This is a genomic window from Streptomyces sp. NPDC002276, from assembly GCF_053891435.1.
Genome location: NZ_JBSFCQ010000002.1, coordinates 276911 through 293265, shown reverse-complemented (window position 1 = coordinate 293265; position 16355 = coordinate 276911). Strand labels below are relative to the sequence as shown.

Sequence of the window (16355 nt, the reverse complement as noted above, 5' to 3'; positions counted from 1 at the left end):
GAGACCGCAGCTCCCCGCCCCTCCCCCACAATCGCTCAACCCCCAAGAACTCCCAACGCCTGCCCCACCACAGGAATCCTGCTGATCGACTCCGCCTGAGCGACAGGCGCCGTCAACATCTGCGAAGCAACCGGCTGAAAGTCGGCGAGCTGCGTGGCAACGCCGTTGTCGAGGGGGTCAACTCCCGTACCCGCAAGCGGGTTGGGCTTGAGCCCGGCGATCGGCCCGGTGACGTAGCCGACGGTGCCGGCAACGGCGCCGAGCCCCGCCGCGGGGTCGATCTTGCCCAGCGAGGTGGGCCGCGTCCGCATCACGTCGACGACGGGCGCGGTGTCCGCGGCGGCCGTCGCCGCGCCCGCGCCCAGGGCGACTCCGGCGGTCGCGAGGGCGACCAGGGCGCGCTGGGCGGTCGGGTGCTGGGAGGACGTGTGTCGTGCCATTGCTGGTGCCACCTTCTGGTGCGCAGGGTAATCAGGTCAGCACGAAGGGTAGTTGACGTGTGATGCGCGTTCCAATGGCGACCCGCGGGGTCGGCAGGACGTACGGAATACGTCAAACTGGTGTCCCGTGAGCATCCTTTCCCCGTCACCGGCCCGTGTCGTGCTGCTGTGCGGCCCCTCGGGTTCCGGCAAGTCCCTCGTCTCGGCCCGCTCTGGTCTCCCCGTGCTGCGGCTCGACGACTTCTACAAGGAGGGCGACGACCCGACGCTGCCACTCGTGGCGGGGAGTTCGGACATCGACTGGGACCACCCCGGCTCCTGGGACGCGGAGGTCGCGGTCACCGCGATCGTCGAACTGTGCCGCACGGGTCGTACGGATGTGCCGGTCTACGACATCTCGCTGAGCGCCCGTACCGGCACGGAGGCGGTCGATGTGGGCCGGACGCCGTTGTTCATAGCGGAGGGCATCTTCGCCGCCGAGGTCATCACCCGGTGCCGGGAGCTGGGTGTCCTCGCGGACGCGCTGTGCCTGAGCCGCGGACCTGTGCGCACCTTCCGCCGCCGCTTCCTGCGGGATCTGCGGGAGGGCCGTAAGTCCGTGCCGTTCCTGTTGCGGCGCGGCTGGCGGCTGATGCGGCTGGAGCGGTCGATCGTGGCGCGGCAGACGACGCTCGGCGCGTACGCGTGCGACAAGGACGAGGCGCTGGGCAGGCTCGCGGCAGCGGCGGTGGGCAGGCGCCCGGCGGCGGCTCCCGCACCCACACCCACACCGACCAGCTGACGGCACAAGAAAAAGCGGGACTGGACGGACCCCCCGGCCCTCCAGTCCCGCTCTTCCTTTTCCCCCGTGGTACTTCCCCCGTGCTCCCCCCGATATTTCCCCCCAGGACCCCGTCGGCGCCCCCCAGCGCCGATCCCCCGTGGTCCTCTTTCCCCTTTGGTGCTCCCCCGTTCCCTACTTCCCCCCGACCCTCAGGCGACCAGCTCCCCGAAGGCGTCCTCCTCGTCACGGCCGAAGCTGAGGACCTCGTCCTCGCGCATGCGGCGGAGCGACCGCCAGATACTGGACTTCACCGTGCCGACACTGATGTCGAGGATCTCCGCGATCTCCGGGTCCGTGCGGCCCTCGTAGTAGCGGAGGACCAGCATGGTGCGCTGGAGTTCCGGCAGCCGGGAGAGTGCCTGCCACAGGACCGCGCGCAGTTCGGTGCCGCGCATCGCGTCCGTGTCGCCGGGCGTCTCCGGCAGTTCCTCGGTCGGGTACTCGTTCAGCTTGCGGCGGCGCCACGCGCTGATGTGCAGGTTCGTCATGGTGCGGCGGAGGTAGCCCCCGACCGCGGCCTTGTCGCTGATCCGGTCCCACGCCTTGTACGTCGAGAACAGCGCGCTCTGGAGCAGGTCCTCGGCCTCGAAGCGGTCGCCGGTCAGGTGGTAGGCGGTCGCGTACAGGGAGGCGCGGCGCTCCTGGACGTAGGCGGTGAACTCCGCCTCCGACAGCGAGCTACGCTCCCCCGTGTCCTCCCTGTACCCGCTTCCCCCGTGCGCTTCCCCCGTGTGCGCGTCGACCACCGTCATGTAACCGGTGTGCTGACGCCCGGCACCGCGAACGCACCCCCGCCCGCTCACGGCACCGGACTTCTCGGAACCCCGGGTCACGTCGTGCAGACGCGTGATGACTGCGTTGTTGCTGGTGCTGTGCAGCGTGTTCATCTCGCGCCCCCCGTAGTGGACTTGCCCGGTGTTCGGATCTTCCGGCTCGGTTCCTCGTGGTTCCTTGCCTGTGACGAAAATCCTGCCGGGGTCACTTCATGGACGTGTCCGCCGACTGTCACAGACCTGTCACAGGGGTGGGTCTCTGCGGCCGTCCTCAGAAAACGGACAGTCCGGTCACAGATCGGAGCGCTACGGGCGCGTACCCGTGCAGGTGTCGAAACACCGCCCCCACATGGGCCAGAATGAGCCCCGTGCCTTCCCTGTTGCTGATCGAGGACGACGACGCCATCCGGACGGCCCTGGAGCTCTCGCTGACGCGCCAGGGACACCGGGTAGCCACCGCTGCCAGCGGCGAGGACGGTCTGAAGCTGTTGCGCGAGCAGCGGCCGGACCTGATCGTGCTGGATGTGATGCTGCCCGGCATCGACGGTTTCGAGGTGTGCCGGCGCATCCGGCGCACGGACCAGCTGCCGATCATTCTGCTCACCGCGCGCAGCGACGACATCGACATCGTCGTCGGCCTGGAGTCCGGTGCCGACGACTACGTGGTCAAACCCGTGCAGGGGCGCGTGCTGGACGCCCGCATCCGGGCCGTGCTGCGGCGCGGCGAGCGGGAGGCCAACGACGCGGCCTCGTTCGGTTCGCTGGTCATCGACCGGGCCGCGATGACCGTCACGAAGAACGGCGAGGACCTCCAACTCACGCCCACCGAGCTGCGGTTGCTCCTCGAACTGAGCCGACGGCCCGGACAGGCCCTGTCCCGGCAGCAGTTGCTGCGGCTGGTGTGGGAGCACGACTACCTCGGTGACTCGCGCCTGGTGGACGCGTGTGTCCAGCGGCTGCGCGCCAAGGTCGAGGACGTGCCCTCGTCCCCGACGCTCATCCGTACCGTGCGCGGCGTCGGTTACCGCCTGGACTCGCCTCAGTGACCGACGCACCAAGGGGGATCCGCGGCTGGCGCCCGGGTCGTAAGGGAGTCCTGTGGCGGCTGCGGTTCACCAGCCTGCGGCTGCGGCTGGTGGTCGTGTTCGGCCTGGTCGCGCTGACGGCCGCCGTGTCCGCGTCCGGCATCGCCTACTGGCTCAACCGCGAGGCCGTCCTCACCCGCGCCCAGGACGCGGTACTGCGCGACTTCCGCCAGGAGATGCAGAACCACGCGGGCTCGCTGCCCGTGCACCCCACGCAGGACGAACTCATGCGCACGGCGGGCCAGATGGCCAACAGCAGCCAGCGCTTCAGCGTCCTGCTCGTAGCCGAGGACACCGACTCCAAGACGGTCTACGGCAACTCCGGCGGCCTGAACGGGTTTTCGCTGGAGGACGTGCCCAAGTCCCTGCGCACGGCGGTGAACAAGCAGCAGTCGGTGACCGACGGCAACAAGGAGCCGTACCACCTGTACTGGCAGCGGGTCACCGAGCACGGCACGCCGTTCCTGGTGGCCGGTACGCGGATGATCGGCGGCGGCCCAACCGGCTACATGCTCAAGTCACTTGAGCCGGAGGCGAAGGATCTCAACTCCCTCGCCTGGTCGCTCGGTATCGCCACCGGACTCGCGCTGATCGGTTCCGCGCTGCTCGCGCAGGCCGCCGCGACGACCGTCCTCAAGCCCGTGCACCGGCTCGGCATCGCCGCGCGCCGACTGGGCGAGGGCAAGCTCGACACGCGCCTGCGGGTCTCCGGCACGGACGAACTCGCCGAACTGTCACGGACGTTCAACCAGACCGCCGAGGCGCTGGAGAAACGGGTCGCCGACATGGCCGCCCGCGACGACGCCTCGCGCCGTTTCGTGGCCGACATGTCCCACGAGCTGCGGACTCCACTCACCGCGATCACGGCCGTGGTCGAGGTCCTGGAGGAGGAACTCGACGCCGAGACCGGCAGCGTGGACCCGATGATCGAGCCCGCCGTACGGCTCGTCGTCAGCGAGACCAAGCGGCTCGGCGACCTCGTCGAGAACCTGATGGAGGTCACCCGCTTCGACGCGGGCACCGCCCGGCTCGTCCTCGACGACGTCGACCTCGCCGACCAGATCACCGCCTGCATCGACGCCCGCGCCTGGCTCGACGCCGTGGACCTCGACGCCGAGCGCGGCATCCACTCCCGGCTCGACCCGCGCCGCCTCGACGTCATCCTCGCCAACCTCATCGGCAACGCCCTCAAGCACGGCGGCTCACCGGTCCGGGTGTCCGTCCGCCTGGAGGACGACGACCTCGTCATCGCGGTCCGCGACCACGGTCCCGGCATCCCCGAGGACGTCCTCCCGCACGTCTTCGACCGCTTCTACAAGGCGAGCGCCTCCCGCCCCCGCTCCGAGGGCAGCGGCCTCGGCCTCTCCATCGCCCTGGAGAACGCCCACATCCACGGCGGTGACATCACCGCCGCCAACTCCCCCGACGGCGGCGCGGTGTTCACCCTGCGGCTGCCGAGGGATGCCTCCGCGCTCATGGAGGAGACCGACAAGGGCGAGGCCGAAGGGGACAGCTCGAAGGGGAACCCCTCATGAAGGCACGCCGATTGACGGCTCTCCCTCTGCTCGGCCTGCTGCTCGCGGGATGTGGCATCAGGGCCACCGAGGTGCCGACCGACTTCGGGGCCGCGCCCTCACGGGTGCCGTGCACCCTGACCGAGCCGGACGTGACGGCGCAGGCCGCGCGAGGAGTACCGGTGCAGGTGTTCCTGCTGTGCGGGTCGTCGCTGGTGGCCGTCGACCGGGCCGTACAGGTGCCGGACGGCACGGCGGACGTACAGCGGCGCGTGATCGTGGCCCAGGGGCTGCTGGACCAGCTCGCCGAGTCGCCGTCGTCGGGCGAGCGGGACGCCGGGTACACGACCGACGTCCGCGGCGGCATGTCCGTGAGCGGACCGCGCCCCAAGGACCCCAAGGACACGCTGCGACTGTCCAATTCACCGGCCGACCTGACGTCGTACGCGCTCGCCCAGATCGTCTGCACGTTCTCCGACTCGGCCGCGGCCGAGGGCGACGGCTCCGTCATCCTCGGCGGCCCGGACGACGCCCCGCTGCGCCGCTACGAGTGCACGGACGACGTCCGCTCCGCGCCGGGGACGAAGGCTCCGCCGTCCAGCGAGGTGACGGGGGGCTGAATGCGCCCCGTAGGTGAACGAGCCCAGAAGCACGGGTGTGGCGGAAGCCTCAGCTTGGTGCTTGGGCCCTACCCGGAACCGATCGTGCCGGAGGGGGCGTCTAGTGGGGCGTGCAGCGTCAAGGCTCCATCGGCGGCAGTGCCGCGATTCGCGTCCGTGTGACAGGAGGTGTCCTCCTCGTCGCACATCTCGTGCTCGTCGCCTGGGTCACGCTGCGCCCGCGGGACGTCCCCTGGGTGATGCCGCCGAACCTGCACCCGCTGGCCAGCATCCGGGCCGATCTGGCGCTGGGCTGGCCGGAGGCGACGAAGCGGATCGGTGAGGGCCTCGCGCTGCTGGCCCCGCTGGGTGTCCTGCTCCCCATGGTGAGTGGCCGGCTGCATGTCTCGCCGCTCGCGTCCCTGATCCGTACGGTCGCCGCGGGCGCCCTGATCTCCCTGGGCATCGAACTGTTGCAGACCGGCGTGCCGGGCCAGGTCGTGGACGTCGACTCGCTGCTCATGAACACGGTGGGCGTGGCCCTCGCGCACGTCGCGATCGTCCCCGCGGCCCGCGCCTGGCTCCGCCGCAGGACCGAGAGCCCCTACCCCGCGCCCCTCCTCCAGGAGGAAGCGACTCAGGGACGGACCCCGACGATTCCCAGGGTCGGCATCGCACCGTAGAGCGACGCCGGGCGGGCTTCCGGTTCGTAGCGTTGATGTCAGATGAGGCAGCCGCAGGGGAGGCCTCGGAAAGACGCTCGCGAAGGAGCCCATGATGACCGCCATTGCCCGCCCCACCCACGGCCGCATGATCGGCGGAGTGTGCGCAGCGCTGGCGCGGCGCTTCGGTACCTCCGCGACCACGATGCGGGTGATCTTCCTGCTCTCGTGTCTGCTGCCCGGGCCGCAGTTCGTGCTCTACATCGCGCTGTGGATCCTGTTCCCGTCCGAGGACAAGGTGCGCACCGAGGCCTGGTAAGCCACCGAAACCCGCCAAGACCCCGGCGCGCGTACGCCGATGGGGCGCACCCCTCGTCCAGGGGGCGCCCCATCGGCGCGTTTCAGGGGTTTCAGGGGCGGGCTCGGCCCAACGGACCTCAGCCCAGCGGGATGCCGTTCAGCGGCAGGCCGTGCGTGGGCAGGCCCGTCTGGGACAGCGGGAGGCCGCCCAGCAGGCCGGCTACGGGCGCGGTCGGGCCGTCGGAGAGGACCTTCTCGGCGGCCGGCTGCACGGCGGACAGACCACCGGCGAGCGCGGGCTGCGCCTGGCTCAGCGCCTCGCCGGCACCCGGCAGCGCCTTGGTGACGTTCTCCGCAGGCAGCGTGTGGGTCACGGCGCCCAGGACCTGGGTGGTGTCCGGGACCGCCGGAGCCGCGCTCGCGGCACCCGCGCCTACGGCGGCGAAGGCGGCACCGAGGGCGGCGACACCGAGGGTCTTGGCAGCAGACTGCTTCATGGTGAATGCGTCCTTGAATGGGATGACGGGGATGTGAGCGGTCCAAGACCGTAAACACGCGAAGGCATCCGCCGCAAACATCGAAATGCGGACGGATTGTGAACGTCCGTCCGCATCTCCCGTTTCCCGAACGGCCCCTGTCAGCCCTCTTCGGGTACAGAACCGCTGGTGGAAGCCGTCTGCCGGAACAGCCATTCGGATTTGAGTTCCGCATATCCGGGCTTGATGACGTCATTGATCATCGCGAGTCGTTCATCGAAAGGAATGAATGCTGACTTCATAGCATTGACGGAGAACCATTGCATGTCGTCGAGCGAATAACCGAACGCCTCGACAAGGTGCTCGAATTCACTGCTCATGCTGGTGTGGGACATCAGCCGGTTGTCGGTGTTGACCGTAGCCCGGAAGTGGAGTCGGCGCAGCAGCCCGATGGGGTGCTCGGCGTAGGAGTCGGCGGCGCCGGTCTGGAGGTTGGAGCTGGGGCACAGTTCCAGCGGGATGCGCTTGTCCCGGACGTAGGAGGCGAGGCGGCCGAGCTTGACCGTGCCGTCGTCCTGGACCTGGATGTCGTCGATGATGCGCACGCCGTGCCCGAGCCGGTCGGCGCCGCACCACTGGAGCGCCTGCCAGATGGACGGCAGTCCGAAGGCCTCGCCGGCGTGGATGGTGAAGTGGTTGTTCTCGCGCTTGAGGTACTCGAAGGCGTCGAGGTGGCGGGTGGGCGGGAACCCGGCCTCCGCGCCCGCGATGTCGAAGCCGACGACGCCCAGGTCGCGGTAGCGGTTGGCGAGTTCGGCGATCTCCAGGGCGCGGGCCGCGTGCCGCATGGCGGTGAGCAGCGCCCCGACGCGGATCCGTCGCCCGCCCTCCCTCGCCAGCAACTCCCCTTGCCGGAAGCCCTCGTTGACTGCCTCGACGACCTCTTCGAGGCTGAGCCCGCCGTCGAGGTGCTGCTCGGGCGCGTACCGCACCTCGGCGTATACGACCCCGTCCTCGGCGAGGTCCTCCGCGCACTCGCGGGCGACCCGGATCAGCGCGTCCCGGGTCTGCATCACGGCGACGGTGTGCGAGAAGGTCTCCAAGTACCGTTCCAGCGAACCGGAGTCGGCGGCCTCGGCGAACCACACGCCGAGTTTGTCCGGGTCGGTCTCGGGGAGTCCGGTGTACCCGGCGTCCCGCGCGAGTTCGACGATCGTCCCCGGGCGGAGACCGCCGTCGAGGTGGTCGTGCAGCAGAACCTTCGGCGCCCGGCGGATCTGGTCCGGCGTCGGGGTGTTCGGGGTGCTCTGGCTCGTCATTTCCGCACTCTAACTCCTACGCGCGTAGATCACCCGTTGTACGAATCCGTCGATACGTAACGGTGACCGCGCGGAAGGATGGCGTACACGCTCACTTCTGACACTGTTCTGTCATGGCACAGCAAGCGACGCCGGTTCGGACGGCCCGGCTGGGTAGAGCGCTCGGTCCAGAACCGACCTCGGTGAGCGGCGTGGTGCTGCTGCTCCCCGGCGGCGAGGAGGTCTCCGCGCGTAGGCCGTCTCCCCTGATGGCAACAGCCTCGGTACGAACGCTGGGGCGCCGCCTGTCCAGGGCAGGCGCGGTGGAGGGTCTGGCCGCGCATGTCGTCCACTACCGCTGCCGCGGCTGGAACGGCAACGAGGCGTATCTCGCGCACGACGCCACGTGGGCGGTGGACGAGGTCGTACGACGCTACGGTGACGTCCCCGTGTGCCTCGTCGGGATCGACATGGGCGGCCGGGCCGCGCTGCGCTCCGCCGGACACGAGGCGGTCAACTCCGTGGTGGCGCTGGCCCCTTGGCTTCCCGAGCAGGACGTGGCCGCACCACCCGAACCGGTGAAGCAACTGGTGGGCCGCCGGGTTCTGATCGTGCACGGCACGAACGACGAACGAACCGACCCCGAACTGTCGTTCCGCCTGGCCGCCCGGGCGAAGAAGGCCAACCGTGACGTGTGCCGCTTCGAAGTCCACTCCGACGGCCATGCGTTGCACCAGCACCGCCAGGAAGTACACGCCCTGACCGAGGACTTCGTCCTGGGCGCGCTGTTCGGTAGGGCGTTCGCCCGCCCGGTGGAGGACTCACTACAGGCTCCGCCTCCCCTGGGCCTGCGGATGCCGCTGGCGGCTGGCTTCGGGCGCTCCTTGCGGAAGTGAGCGGGGCACGGCACGGCGGCCGACCGGCGAAAACCCCGGCAGACGGGTAGGCGATGCGGGCGCGCCGCCACCGCGGGCGGAACGGCCAAATGACCGACGCTCGGGGCGAGTCGGGCCTGCGGTGGCGGAAGGCTTGGGACGTTCCTTGCGCAGCTGAAGCGGGCACGAGCGCACAACGCGGCGGCCAAACGCCGCCGGGGCCCGGGACCAGCCGGGACATGCGCTCGCGCCGCCATCGCGTGGCGCCTCGGCCAACTCGCCGGTATCCCGGGCGAGTCGGAAATCGCACCGGCGGCGGGCTACGGACGCTCCACGCTCAAGCGCCCCGGACACGACCGAACGGCAGCGGCCAACCGGCCAGCGCGCCCAGGGGCCAAGGGCCAGCCGGGAAATGCGGCCACGTGGCGCAGCGCCCGACCAGCGAGGGCTCAGGGCTCAGGGCTCAGAGCCAGCCGAACATGCGACCGCGCCGCCCCGCTGGCTCAGCCGCCAACTGGCCGGCGTCCGCGGCGAGTCGGGAACACCCCGACAGCAGACATCAGGCACTCCCCCCACAAGCGAACCGCACACAACCACCCGACACGACGACCAACCGGCCAGCACCCAGAGCCAATCGGACACACCCTCGCGCCACCATTCCCGGGCGCGGCAGCCAACTGACCCGTCCCCAGGCCGAGTCGGGAATGAAGCCCCGGCACCCCGAGGTTGACGCCCGCCGACCGACTCTCCCCCTCGTCCGGGAAGAAGGCAGGCCCATGACGATGTCCTCGCCGACCACCATGCGTGCCGTACGGCTCTCTGCTCCTGGCCCCGTGCGAAACCTGCGGCTGACCACCCTCCCCCTCCCGCCCGAGCGGGACGGCTGGGTGCGGATTCGGGTGGAGGCGTTCGGGGTCAACCGGTCGGAGTTGAAGCTGCGGTTGGGGGTGAGCGAGGGGGTCACTTTTCCGCGGGTGCCGGGCATTGAGGCCGTCGGTACCGTCGACTCGGCGCCGGCGGGCAGTGGGCTCACGCCCGGGCAGAAAGTCGTCGCGATGATGGGGGACATGGGGCGTACCTACGACGGCGGCTACGCCGAGTACACGTCCGTGCCGCTGGCCCAGGTCATTCCCGTCGACACCGAGTTGCCCTGGGAAGTGCTGGGTGCGCTGCCGGAGATGGTGCAGACCGCCTACGGTTCGCTCACCGTCGGACTGGACCTGCGGCCCGGTCAGACCGTGCTGATCCGTGGTGGTACCTCCTCGGTGGGGCTGGCCGCCGCCGCGCTCGCCCGCTGGCGCGGAGCCACCGTGCTGTCCACCACCCGGCGCCCCGACCGGCTCGCCTCCCTCAAGGAGCGCGGCGTCGACCACCCGCTGCTCGACACCGGTGAAGTCGCCACCGCCGTACGCGAGTTGTACCCGGACGGTGTCGACGCCGCCCTCGACCTGGTCGGCACACCGACCCTCCCCGACACGCTGCGCGCCGTACGCGTCCACGGCACGGGCTGCTTCGGCGGCAGCCTCTCCAACCAGTGGACCGTCCGCGACTTCTCCCCCAACGAGTACCTGCCCAGGGGCGTACGCCTCGCGGGCTACTTCGGCGACGCCTCCGATCTCCCCCCGACGGTCTTCCAGGAAATCCTCGACGCGGTCACCACCGGCCAACTGGCCTTCCCCGTAGACCGCGTGTACGACGGCCTTGAGCAAGTGCCGCAGGCCCACGACGACATGGAGCACAACCGCGCCACGGGGAAACTCGTCGTCCGGGTGCGGCACGACAACTGACCTACTCCGGCAGCAAGTTGCCCCTTCTCGACAACAGGAACTTCTTGAACGCGGCCACCGGAGGTGTGTCCGGGCGGCCGTCCAGCCAGGCCACGCCGATCTCGCGTACCGCCTTCGGGGCCGTGACCGTCAACTCGGCAACTCCCGGGCGGGGTACGGCCGGTGGGGGGAGCAGGGCCACTCCAAGACCCGCCGCCACCAAGCCCCGTAGCGTCTCCGCCTCCTCCCCCTCGAAGGCGATCTTCGGGCGGAAACCGGCCTCCGCGCAGACCGCGTCGGTGATGCTCCGGAGGCCGTAGCCCGGTTCCAGGGTCACGAAGGTCTCCTCGGCCGCCTCCGCGAGACGGATCCGTTTGCGGGACGCGAGGCGGTGGTCGGCCGGGACGACGAGGCGGAGTTTCTGCACATCGAGGCGGTGGGCCACGACGTCGGGGGCGTCCAGGGTCGGCGCGGTCAGCAGGCACAGGTCCAGTTCGCCCGCGCGCAGCCGCTCCAGCATGGCCTCGCCGTAGTTCTGGACGAGGCTGAAGCGGACGCGCGGGTGGTCGGCGCGGAAGGCGCGGATGAGTTCGGGGACGGTCTCCGAGCCGAGGGTGTGGAGGAAGCCGAAGGCGACCTTGCCGGTGGTGGGGTCGGCGTCGGCGCGGACCTCGTCGGCGGCCTTCCCGATCTCGGCGAGGGCACGCTCGACGGAGGTGAGGAAGGTGCGACCGGCGGGCGTGAGCGAGACCGTTCGGCCTCTGCGGGCGAACAGGTCCACGCCCAGGTCCTGTTCGAGGCGAACCATCGCCCGCGACAGGGTGGACTGCGGGACCTGCATCTCCTGCGCGGCCCGCGTGACGTGTTCGGTGCGGGCGACTCCGGCGAAGTACGCGAGGCGGGGCGCGAGCAGCGCGACGATGTCTTCTGTGTCACCGGACGGTGACAGGCGATCCCGTGAGCTGTACTGATGCACCATGGGAACGATTATGGCGTTTCCGTGCATTGGACGGATGAGTAGGAGCGTACGTAGCTTCGAAGCATGTCTCCCGCCGATACCGGGGCGTCCACCGTCGTGGCCGCCACGACCCCCGTCCTCTCCCCCTCCCCCTCCCCTTCCCCCTCCCCCGACTCACGGCTGACGCCCGGTGGTCCCGGCTATCGCCGGATGAGCTTCGCGCTCTTCCTCGCGGGTGTGGCGACCTTCGCGCTGCTGTACTCCACGCAGGCCCTGCTGCCGCTGATCTCCGGCGAGTTCGGGGTGGCGGCGAGCGCGGCGAGCTGGACGGTGGCGGCGGCGACCGGCGGACTGGCGCTGTTCGTGCTGCCGATGAGCGCGCTGTCGGAGCGTTTCGGCCGCCGTACGGTCATGACCGCGTCGCTGGTGGTCGCGGTGGGCATCGGGGTCCTGGTGCCGTTCGCGCCGTCGCTGGGCGCGCTCGTGGTGCTGCGGTTCCTCCAGGGGGCCGCGCTGGCCGGGCTGCCCGCGTCGGCGACGGCGTATCTGGCGGAGGAGGTCCGGCCGAAGGCGCTGGTCACGGCGATCGGCCTGTTCGTGGCGGGCAACAGCGTCGGCGGGATGAGCGGCCGGGTCATCACCGGCTGGGTCGCGCAGGAGTGGGGCTGGCGGGTCGCCGTGGGGGTGATCGGTCTGATCGCCGTGGGCTGCGCGGTCGCCTTCCGGCTCCTGCTCCCCGCCCCGAAGCATTTCACGCCGGGCTCGCTGCGCCCCCGCGTGCTCGCCCGCACGGTCCGCGCCCACCTCGCGAACCCGCTGCTGTGCCGGCTGTACGCGATCGGCGCCCTGTTCATGACGGTCTTCGGCGGCGTCTACACGGTGATCGGCTACCGCCTCACCGAGGCCCCCTTCTCCCTCCCCCAGGGCATCGTCGGTTCGATCTTCCTGGTGTATCTGGTGGGGACGGTGTCCGCGTCCACGGCGGGGCGCTTGGTGGGTCGGCTCGGGCGGCGCGGGGCCCTGTATCTGGCGGGCGGCACGACGGCCACCGGTCTCCTGGTCTCCCTCGCCGACTCGCTCCCCCTGGTGCTGCTCGGTCTGGTGCTGATCACGGCGGGCTTCTTCGCGGGGCACGCGGTCGCGTCCTCGGCGGTCAGCAAGACGGCGACCACCGGGCGCGCCCAGGCCTCCGCCCTCTACCAGTCCGCGTACTACATCGGGTCCAGCACCGGCAGTACGGTCGGCGCGCTGGCGTTCCACGCGGGCGGCTGGGCGGGCACGGTCGGCGTGGGCGTCCTCGCGGTGCTCGGTGTCGTGACGATCACGGTGCTCGGGTCGCGGGCGGCGCGGGTGGAGCGGGCCCTCGCCCCGGCCTGAGCACGCCCCAGCCGCCCCGACCCTGTAAAGAAACCCCTTCCGACCTGCACGTTCATTCACTCCTCGCGCCATTGTCAGTGGGCTGCGCTACGTTGCGGGGTAAGGGAAGAACGGCCACAGGGGTGGGTGGGCGAGACCATGAGCGACGGCACCGCGACGACGACAGACCTCGACGTCAGGCTGGAGAAACACCGCGTCGAGCTGACCGGGTACTGCTACCGCATGCTCGGCTCCTCCTTCGAGGCCGAGGACGCGGTACAGGACACGATGGTCCGCGCCTGGCGGAGTTACGACAAGTTCGAGGGGCGGTCCAGTCTGCGGTCCTGGCTGTACCGGATCGCGACCAACGTCTGCCTGGACATGCTGTCCGCGGGCAACAAGCGGGCGCGGCCCGTCGACCTCAGCGACTCCACCCCGCTCGCCCAGGCCGCGCTGTCGCCCCGCCCGGACAACACCTGGCTGGAGCCGATGCCGGACGCGCGGGTGCTGCCGAGCGTCCTCGACCCGGCGGAGGCGGCGGTCGCCAAGGAGTCGGTGCGGCTCGCGTTCATGGCCGCGCTGCAACAACTGCCGCCCAAACAAAGGGCGGTGCTGATCCTGCGCGAGGTGCTGGCCTGGCGGGCGAACGAGGTCGCCGAGCTGCTGGGCACTTCGGTCGCGTCGGTCAACAGCGCGTTGCAGCGGGCCCGCGCCACCCTCGCCGAGCGGGACGAGAAGGCGGCCGACGCGGCCGTCTCCGATCCGCTGGACGAGGAGCAGAAGAAGCTGCTGGAGCGGTATGTCGCGGCCTTCGAGGGCTACGACATGGCGGCCCTGACGGCGTTGCTGCACGAGGACGCCATCATGACGATGCCGCCGTTCGACCTGTGGCTGACCGGCCACGACGACATCACGGGCTTCATGACGACGATCGGCGCCGCCTGCGAGGGCTCCCGCCTGATCCCGGTGGAGGTGAACGGCCTGCCGGGCTTCGCCCAGTACAAGCCGGACCCGGAGGCGGGCGGCTTCAGTCCCTGGTCGGTGCAGGTCCTGGAGATCTCAGACGGCAGGCTCACCGGGTTCCACTTCTTCCTGGACACCAAGCGCTGGTTCCCGCTGTTCGACCTGCCCCTCCATCTGCCCCTCCCTCTCGAAGCGGAGTCCGACCAGATCGAGGAGGGCGCGTAGTCCGGGGCTGGGTCCGCGCAGCCTGATCCGGCCACCGGCCCGCCGGGCGGTCAGTTCGAGGCGGGCCAGGAGATCGACGGTGCCGAGTCCCGGCGGCCCGGGTCCCACGGTCTCGACCGCGACGAGGACGACCCCGGCGCCGGGCGTCTCCAGCAGCCGCCGTACCTCGTCGCAGAGCCGCGCCATCTCGTCACGGGTGACGGGGCGGTTCGGCACGAGTACAGCGGGTGTCATGGCGTCCACGATCGGTAGACCGGGTGGGCGGTCGTAACTCATCGGGAGCGACCGCCTAGGTTTGCTGTATGCCCCACGGATCAGGCCCGCCCTGGATACCCGACGCCCTCCCGCGCGCCGCAGCCGCAGTCGCAGCCGCGACCGCCGAGGAGGCGCCGTGCAGGGGGTGTTGACCGGGTTCGCGGTCATCGGTGTCGTCATCGCCGTCGGCTATCTGCTCGGCCTGCGCGGCTCCCTCGGCGAGAACGGCCGGGACGTACTGACCAGGCTGGCCTTCAACGTGGCGTCCCCGGCCCTGCTGTTCACCACCCTCGCGCGGGCCGACCTCTCGGTGGTCTTCTCCAGCTGGCTGCTCGTGACGGTGCTGAGCACGGCGGCGGTGGCGGGCGTGTTCGTGGCGGTGGGGGTGGCCCGCGGCTGGGGGGTGGGCCGTACGACGATCGGCGCGCTCTGTTCCAGCTACGTCAACTCCGGCAACCTCGGCATCCCGATCTCGGTGTACGTCCTGGGCAACGCCTCGCTGGTGGCACCGGTGATGCTGTTCCAGCTCGTCGTGGTCAGCCCCCTCGCCCTCACGATCCTCGACCTCGCGGACCGGGGCGACAAGGATCCCTGGTGGCTGCGGCTGCTCACCCCTGTGCGCAATCCGGTCGCGGTCGGCTCCCTCGCCGGGGTCGCGGTGGCCGCGTCCGGAGTGCACCTCCCGGGCCCGGTGATGGATCCGCTCACCCTGATCGGCAACATGGCGGTACCGGCCGTACTCCTCGGCTTCGGTATCTCGCTGCGCGGAAGTGCCGTACCGGCACGCGGAGTCGAGCGGTGGCCGGTGCTGCTGTCGGTCGCCCTGAAGTCGGTGGGGCAGCCGGCGATCGCCTGGGTGCTGGCGGTGGGGGTGTTCGGCCTGCACGGGTCGGCGCTGCTCGATGTGGTGGTGACGTCGGCGTTGCCGGGTGCGCAGAACCTGTACACGTACGCGAGCCGTTACCGCGTGGGCGAGGGGCTGGCCCGGGACTCGATCCTGCTGTCGACGATCCTGTCGGTGCCGGTGCTGGTGGTGATCGCGGCGCTGCTGGGGTGAGCCGCCGCGAACCAAAAAAACCCGTTGGCTGCGGACTACGGCCGCTGCTACCTTTCCCCTGGCCGTGCGAGAGAACGAGGAGGTGGTACCCGTGAACACATCAACGACATGGGTGCTCTCCTCCGGGGTCACGGTCGGGCGATAGGTCGTCCGGGAGCGCCGTTCTGAGCTCTCCCGAAAGGCACGACCATGGACACGACCCCGCGGTTCACTTCCGAGCAGCGCCTCGACGACGGCGTCCTCGAACGCGAATTCACCCTCGGCGAGATCCCCGGCACCCTGTGGACGCCCGACTCCACCGCACCGGCCCCGCTGATCCTCATCGCCCACAACAACGGCCTGCCCAAGTCGCAGCCCCGGCTGATCGCCCGGGCCCGGGCCACCGCGGCGGCCGGCTACGCGGCGGTCACCATCGACGCCGCGGGCTGCGGCGACCGTCCCCGTTCCGCCGCCGACCTACAGCTCCGCGCCGACCTCGGCCGGGCGATGCGGGCCGGTGAGCCGACCGACGAGATCTTCGAGTCGCTGGTCGGCCCGCTGGTCGAGAACGCGGCCCCGGAATGGCTGACCACACTCGACGCCGTCCTCGCACTGCCCGAGGTCGGCGGCCCGGTCGGCTACTCGGGGTGGACCGCCCTCGGCATCCGCCTCGCGGTGACCGAGCCGCGCATCACGGCGGCGGGCTTCTTCGCCGGGGGCTACGTCCCCCACGCCCAGCGCGAGGAGGCCAAGCAGGTCACCGTCCCGCTGCTGCTCCTGCTCCAGTGGGACGACGAGGGCAACCCCCGGCAGCGGGCCCTGGACCTGTTCGACTCCTTCGGCACCCAGGAGAAGACCCTGCACGCCAACATGGGCGGCCACACCGGCACCCCGGCGTTCGAGTCGGAGGACGCTTTCCGGTTCTACGCCCGGCACCTGAGGAAGTAGGTC

Annotated in this window: 17 protein-coding genes; 12 read left to right on the top strand and 5 right to left on the bottom strand. The window is 70.6% G+C overall.

The window, feature by feature from the left end:
* Positions 1-35: 35 nt before the first annotated feature.
* Entirely contained in the window at positions 36-440 is a 405-nt protein-coding gene (locus tag ACWIHT_RS06455; protein ID WP_456165033.1) for a hypothetical protein, read from the bottom strand.
* Positions 441-567: 127 nt separating this feature from the next.
* Between ACWIHT_RS06455 and ACWIHT_RS06450 the strand changes: the two genes are divergently transcribed.
* Positions 568-1221, top strand: coding sequence for a uridine kinase (locus ACWIHT_RS06450; RefSeq protein ID WP_456165031.1), 654 nt, complete (start codon positions 568-570; stop codon positions 1219-1221).
* 191 nt (positions 1222-1412) lie between these two features.
* Here the strand turns inward: ACWIHT_RS06450 and ACWIHT_RS06445 are convergent, their stop codons facing one another.
* Complete coding sequence (locus ACWIHT_RS06445) at positions 1413-2150, bottom strand: SigE family RNA polymerase sigma factor (protein ID WP_456165029.1); 738 nt, start codon at positions 2148-2150, stop codon at positions 1413-1415.
* A gap of 254 nt (positions 2151-2404) precedes the next feature.
* On the opposite strand from ACWIHT_RS06445, the gene afsQ1 reads away from it, so the two are divergent.
* The 5 genes from afsQ1 to ACWIHT_RS06420 all read left to right on the top strand — a co-directional run bounded on the left by afsQ1 (position 2405) and on the right by ACWIHT_RS06420 (position 6215).
* Entirely contained in the window at positions 2405-3082 is a 678-nt protein-coding gene (gene afsQ1 / locus ACWIHT_RS06440; RefSeq protein ID WP_019066936.1) for a two-component system response regulator AfsQ1, read from the top strand.
* Positions 3079-4656: an ATP-binding protein gene (locus ACWIHT_RS06435; RefSeq protein ID WP_456165027.1), complete on the top strand. Its 1578-nt coding sequence runs from the start codon at positions 3079-3081 to the stop codon at positions 4654-4656. The genes afsQ1 and ACWIHT_RS06435 overlap by 4 nt, the downstream gene beginning before the upstream one ends.
* Positions 4653-5255 (top strand): hypothetical protein, encoded by a 603-nt coding sequence (locus ACWIHT_RS06430; protein ID WP_456165025.1) that lies wholly within the window; start codon positions 4653-4655, stop codon positions 5253-5255. The genes ACWIHT_RS06435 and ACWIHT_RS06430 overlap by 4 nt, the downstream gene beginning before the upstream one ends.
* Positions 5256-5365: 110 nt before the next feature.
* Complete coding sequence (locus ACWIHT_RS06425) at positions 5366-5917, top strand: VanZ family protein (RefSeq protein WP_456165023.1); 552 nt, start codon at positions 5366-5368, stop codon at positions 5915-5917.
* A gap of 94 nt (positions 5918-6011) precedes the next feature.
* Positions 6012-6215, top strand: coding sequence for a PspC domain-containing protein (locus ACWIHT_RS06420; protein WP_456165988.1), 204 nt, complete (start codon positions 6012-6014; stop codon positions 6213-6215).
* 118 nt (positions 6216-6333) lie between these two features.
* Here the strand turns inward: ACWIHT_RS06420 and ACWIHT_RS06415 are convergent, their stop codons facing one another.
* Positions 6334-6693, bottom strand: coding sequence for an ATP-binding protein (locus ACWIHT_RS06415; protein WP_456165021.1), 360 nt, complete (start codon positions 6691-6693; stop codon positions 6334-6336).
* 140 nt (positions 6694-6833) lie between these two features.
* Positions 6834-7991, bottom strand: a complete 1158-nt coding sequence (locus ACWIHT_RS06410; protein WP_456165019.1) for an adenosine deaminase — start codon at positions 7989-7991, stop codon at positions 6834-6836.
* A gap of 113 nt (positions 7992-8104) precedes the next feature.
* Between ACWIHT_RS06410 and ACWIHT_RS06405 the strand changes: the two genes are divergently transcribed.
* Together ACWIHT_RS06405 and ACWIHT_RS06400 are read left to right on the top strand one after the other, a co-directional pair.
* A complete protein-coding gene (locus ACWIHT_RS06405) occupies positions 8105-8866 on the top strand; it encodes a prolyl oligopeptidase family serine peptidase (RefSeq protein WP_456165017.1) in 762 nt (253 codons plus the stop codon).
* 755 nt (positions 8867-9621) lie between these two features.
* Complete coding sequence (locus ACWIHT_RS06400) at positions 9622-10632, top strand: zinc-binding dehydrogenase (RefSeq protein ID WP_456165015.1); 1011 nt, start codon at positions 9622-9624, stop codon at positions 10630-10632.
* A gap of 1 nt (position 10633) precedes the next feature.
* Here the strand turns inward: ACWIHT_RS06400 and ACWIHT_RS06395 are convergent, their stop codons facing one another.
* On the bottom strand, positions 10634-11590 hold the full coding sequence (locus tag ACWIHT_RS06395) for a LysR substrate-binding domain-containing protein (protein WP_456165013.1): 957 nt from the start codon (positions 11588-11590) through the stop codon (positions 10634-10636).
* Between the two features lie 63 nt (positions 11591-11653).
* Here ACWIHT_RS06395 and ACWIHT_RS06390 point away from each other — a divergent pair, with 63 nt between their 5' ends.
* From ACWIHT_RS06390 to ACWIHT_RS06375, 4 genes are all read left to right on the top strand, one after another.
* Positions 11654-12946 carry an MFS transporter gene (locus ACWIHT_RS06390; protein ID WP_456165011.1) on the top strand — a complete coding sequence of 431 codons (1293 nt, stop codon included), beginning with the start codon at positions 11654-11656 and terminating at the stop codon, positions 12944-12946.
* Between the two features lie 138 nt (positions 12947-13084).
* Positions 13085-14113: a sigma-70 family RNA polymerase sigma factor gene (locus tag ACWIHT_RS06385; RefSeq protein WP_456165009.1), complete on the top strand. Its 1029-nt coding sequence runs from the start codon at positions 13085-13087 to the stop codon at positions 14111-14113.
* Positions 14114-14504: 391 nt separating this feature from the next.
* Positions 14505-15425 (top strand): AEC family transporter, encoded by a 921-nt coding sequence (locus ACWIHT_RS06380; protein WP_456165007.1) that lies wholly within the window; start codon positions 14505-14507, stop codon positions 15423-15425.
* A 189-nt stretch (positions 15426-15614) separates the two neighbouring features.
* Entirely contained in the window at positions 15615-16352 is a 738-nt protein-coding gene (locus ACWIHT_RS06375) for an alpha/beta hydrolase (protein ID WP_456165005.1), read from the top strand.
* Positions 16353-16355: the final 3 nt, after the last annotated feature.